The organism is Marinovum sp. 2_MG-2023 (genome assembly GCF_030548265.1).
Taxonomy (GTDB): domain Bacteria; phylum Pseudomonadota; class Alphaproteobacteria; order Rhodobacterales; family Rhodobacteraceae; genus Marinovum.
The window spans coordinates 1-3,542 of the sequence record NZ_JAUOSD010000061.1; the positions used below are offsets into that span (position 1 = coordinate 1).

The 3,542-nt window shown below is 56.2% G+C and carries 6 protein-coding genes; 1 reads left to right on the top strand and 5 read right to left on the bottom strand.

Going from position 1 to position 3,542, the window contains the following annotated elements; genetic code table 11:
* The coding region (locus Q4577_RS23520; RefSeq protein WP_303473331.1) for a hypothetical protein at positions 1 to 313 on the top strand (313 nt) is incomplete at its 5' end.
* Here Q4577_RS23520 and Q4577_RS23525 read toward each other — a convergent pair.
* The 5 genes from Q4577_RS23525 to Q4577_RS23545 all read right to left on the bottom strand — a co-directional run bounded on the left by Q4577_RS23525 (position 279) and on the right by Q4577_RS23545 (position 3,227).
* Positions 279 to 608, bottom strand: coding sequence for a type II toxin-antitoxin system RelE/ParE family toxin (locus Q4577_RS23525; protein WP_303473333.1), 330 nt, complete (start codon positions 606 to 608; stop codon positions 279 to 281). The two genes, Q4577_RS23520 and Q4577_RS23525, sit on opposite strands and share 35 nt — an antisense overlap.
* Before the next feature lie 9 nt (positions 609 to 617).
* Positions 618 to 890: a CopG family ribbon-helix-helix protein gene (locus Q4577_RS23530; RefSeq protein WP_303473335.1), complete on the bottom strand. Its 273-nt coding sequence runs from the start codon at positions 888 to 890 to the stop codon at positions 618 to 620.
* A 212-nt stretch (positions 891 to 1,102) separates the two neighbouring features.
* Positions 1,103 to 1,636 carry an N-6 DNA methylase gene (locus Q4577_RS23535; RefSeq protein ID WP_303473337.1) on the bottom strand — a complete coding sequence of 178 codons (534 nt, stop codon included), beginning with the start codon at positions 1,634 to 1,636 and terminating at the stop codon, positions 1,103 to 1,105.
* A gap of 272 nt (positions 1,637 to 1,908) precedes the next feature.
* The gene (locus tag Q4577_RS23540) at positions 1,909 to 2,115 is read right to left on the bottom strand and encodes a hypothetical protein (protein WP_303473339.1); all 207 of its coding nucleotides are present in this window, start codon (positions 2,113 to 2,115) and stop codon (positions 1,909 to 1,911) included.
* 737 nt (positions 2,116 to 2,852) lie between these two features.
* The gene (locus Q4577_RS23545; RefSeq protein ID WP_303473341.1) at positions 2,853 to 3,227 is read right to left on the bottom strand and encodes a hypothetical protein; all 375 of its coding nucleotides are present in this window, start codon (positions 3,225 to 3,227) and stop codon (positions 2,853 to 2,855) included.
* Between the last annotated feature and the right edge of the window lie 315 nt (positions 3,228 to 3,542).

Sequence of the window (3,542 nt, forward strand, 5' to 3'; positions counted from 1 at the left end):
TTCGCATCTGTCTGCTCCTTCAGAGTTGGCGCAGACTCTACATTACGGTGAGGGATTTCGCGGGGGGCAGGTCAATGTGGGTTTGGGAAAATTCTATAGCCCACCCAAAATCCTTTCAAAACTTCTGATTGGTGTCCGATCGGGGAATGGGGCGCAGCCCCGTCACTGCCGCTTTGCGGGCTTGTTTGCACAAACAGGCAATCTTGCTTCGCGCCGCTTTGCGGCGGGCAACAGCTCACAAGCTCACTGGGCACCATCCGGCTATGCCGGATCACCCCTCACCGGCGCATCCGCTGACGCAGCTCTGCTGTGAAATGTCGAAGAGCCTCGGCGCTGCGATACCCACGCTGGTCATGCACGTCGATGACCCAGACCGTGTCCTCCGCCACGGTGTAGAGAAACGAGAACACTGTGCCGTGAAGCGGATAAGTGCGGACGCGCGCGCTGTCTTCGTATTTTGAGCCTGCAAACGGATTGTCCCGCAGAACAGCCTCAGCTCGCATCAAAGACGCCACCGCCTTTTTGGCGTTGAGCTGCGGCTGCTCGCGGTAATACCGGCGCATCCACCTGAGCCCGGCCTCAGCGGTGTCGAAGTAGCGAAGATTCATGAGACAGGATTAGGACTTTGGCGGCTGAGCGCTTGGGAAAGGTCTATCGTCCTCGGCCAACATCCACTCATGGATGTCTTCCTCAGGGATTCCCGGCGCACCGCGATCGACCATCTCCAGGCCCAACTCCACCAGTTCTCGGGTGGCTTTGCGTTCCTCAACGAAGTTCCAGATCGCCTGGTTGGCCATATAGGACGCGCTGCGGTCCTCAAAGCTGGCAATCCGCTCCAGCTCTGCCTTGAGGTCGGCGTCGATACGTGTGGTGAAGGAAGCGGTGGGCATAGCTTTCATGATCTCGGGTTAGGACGTTGTCTTACAGTGTAAGTAATTGGGGTCAGATGTCAAATTCCGAGCAGTGAAAAAAGAAAAAAGCCCCACCTCTGGCGATTTCACTTTGTGAAATCTGCCGTAGAGGTGGGATTGAGAGCCATCCGGGGCGGCGTCAGATGGGATCTATGATCCATCTGACGACTGTGCGAACGGTGTTTTTGCGCTTAGAGATCGAAGCTGAGCTGCGTGGGGTGGTCTGGCGGCTTTGCCGCCTCCCCTGCCTTTGGGGCCTCAGCGCTTTGCGCGGCACCGGGTGCGGGCTCTTTTGGGGCCTTTGGCGTCAGGCGCGGCTCTGCCGCGAGCTTTTCTGACCAGAAGCCAAGATGATGCGCCGGGGTGTGCCAAACCTCGCGCACCTCCAGGCTCAGCGTGTTGCCCACTATGATCTCGGCGGGCACGTTCCACAGGCTGAGCTGCACATAGGCCATGAGAGCGGCCAGCCGATCGATGTCGCAGGTCTGCACCCAAAGGGTCTGGGCCGGGTCGTGCTTTGCACCGATCAGCGTTTTGACGACGGCCAGCACCATGCCCCCTGCCCCGTACGCGGGTTCCGAGAGCGTGATGAACGGGCGTCCCTCGTCAAGCAGCTTATCCACGCCCTGGATGCGCGCCATCATCTCGCTGACTTCTGGCGGGGTGAAAAACTGACCCTGATCGCGACTGGCCACTTCCAGTTCCATGTAGAGCGGTGCCAGCATGTCGCGGGGCTCCGGCTCCAGCATGGCCACCAGGTGCGCCAGAAGTTGCGAAACACGTCGTAGCGGTGGCGTTCCGGTGCCATGCGGCGGAACAGTTTCTCAAAGGCGGATTTCGCCGCCAAAGCGGATGGGTCCATAACAGGTTTCCTGGAAAACAGGGCAACCGGTCAGGGACCTACCCCAACCAAGTCGTCCTTGGATGGGGGAAAAGCCTCGGAGGGCTTCTGGAGGTGAGTGTTCCAGGTTTCGGAAATTTGTCAAAGAAACCGGGCTCAAAGATCGAGCCCGAGGTCCTCACGTGCCATCCGGAAGGCTGTTTCCTCGAAGGCGAACCAGGCCAGATTGGTTTTCAGGTCACGCTGAAGGGTCAAGGGTGCGCCAAGCTCGTCCTCTACTTCTTCGCGCAAATCTTCGATTTCCGAGTAGTGGGTATCGAAGAACCCACGGGTGTCGGTGTAGTAGATCAGGCTGCTTATCAAGCCTGACTGACAGCCTCTGACGCGGATCGTCGGTCCAGCCGGAGATGGCCTCTTCTGCCACGGCGGCACGCAGGGTGCCCGGCTCCTGATTGCAGATGGTTTCGAGAACAATCCGGGCCTGATTTGCTGAAAGCGGCTGGTTTTGAGAGCTCATGGTTTATTGGGTTAGGAACTATTGAGCACCGGCATGCGCGACCGATGGCACCAGCGGCGAGGTCAGGGAGGAAGAGGCGCAGATCCTGATTGAGATGATCCGCCAGGACGCGGCTGCCAAGGCTGAGATTTATCAGACCACTTCAGTGTCTGAAACCTAAAGAGCTCTCTGGCGTGGTGTGCGGCCAAACTGCGATGCGTGTCTTGGGCCTATTGCGAATTCGCTAGTGAGCGAAAGCAATCTGCGGCATCCCGTGCGTCGAAGCTGCTGCCCTTGATCAACCAGTCAAAGTGTTCGGTTAATGCCAGAACCCGCTGTTGCCCCCTTAGGGCCAAATAACACTGACCGACATAAAGTACGGCAACGCTTTTTCCGAAAGTCGTAACTGGCGCGCTGTAAAGCTCGTGCATGCCAAAAAAGGAAAATCCGCAGACGCGGATACAACCCATCACCTTGTTCTGCCAGCCGCATCAACTGCTCATGGCGAAACCTGGAATCCAGCGTTGCATAGTATCCGCTGCCCTCTGCAAAGGCCGTAATTTCGTGAAAGGGCAAGGCGATTTCATAGTCGGTTTCACCCGACTTAACCCATTTGAACTGCGGTCGCGATGATGCTTTCACATTGTTCCAATGTAGAAGACGGCAAAGACGAATATTCCCACTCCAGAACATCATCGGTCTTTAACATTTCTGGTAGGGTGGCAGGTACATGGCGCACTTTGCTTCCCGCAGTTTCGCGAAGCCAATCAAGAATTTGAGCATCTGCCGAGGTGCGCTCAGCCGTATTGAGCGTTAGCTCCGAAGCAAGGATATTGCTAGCAAGTTCCGGTTGATTGGTCAGACCGAACAACCAATCGGAACTGATCCCCAGCGCCAAAGCAATATCTGCCGCCAGCTGGGCATTCGGCATTCTGGGACTGTCGAGCGTAAACAGCTGACCAATGGTGGAAGCGTCCACGCCGGTCTTTCGTGCAAGTTCGCTTTTCGAAACGGACTAAGCTTCTATCGCTTCCTTAAACCGTGTCCGGAAAAGTTCACGTCTGTCTCATTTTGCCTTTCTATCTACCTTGCAGATTAAAATCATCAAAGCGAATTTTCCGCAGTGAATTCACCTAATTTTCATTCTGGCCTTAAGTCAATGGGATAAAACAAGACCCAAATTGGATAGCATCATGGAAAGCAAACGAAGATTGGCGCTGACCTGCCCCCCGCGAAATCCCTCACCGTAATGTAGAGTCTGCGCCAACTCTGAAGGAGCAGACAGATGCGAAAG

What these genes read in the sequence shown, in the direction of transcription:
- Q4577_RS23530 (WP_303473335.1), bottom strand. Translation starts at nt 890, where the DNA reads ATGCCCACCGCTTCCTTCACCACACGTATCGACGCCGACCTCAAGGCA.
- Q4577_RS23525 (WP_303473333.1), bottom strand. Translation starts at nt 608, where the DNA reads ATGAATCTTCGCTACTTCGACACCGCTGAGGCCGGGCTCAGGTGGATG.
- Q4577_RS23535 (WP_303473337.1), bottom strand. Translation starts at nt 1,636, where the DNA reads ATGCTGGCACCGCTCTACATGGAACTGGAAGTGGCCAGTCGCGATCAG.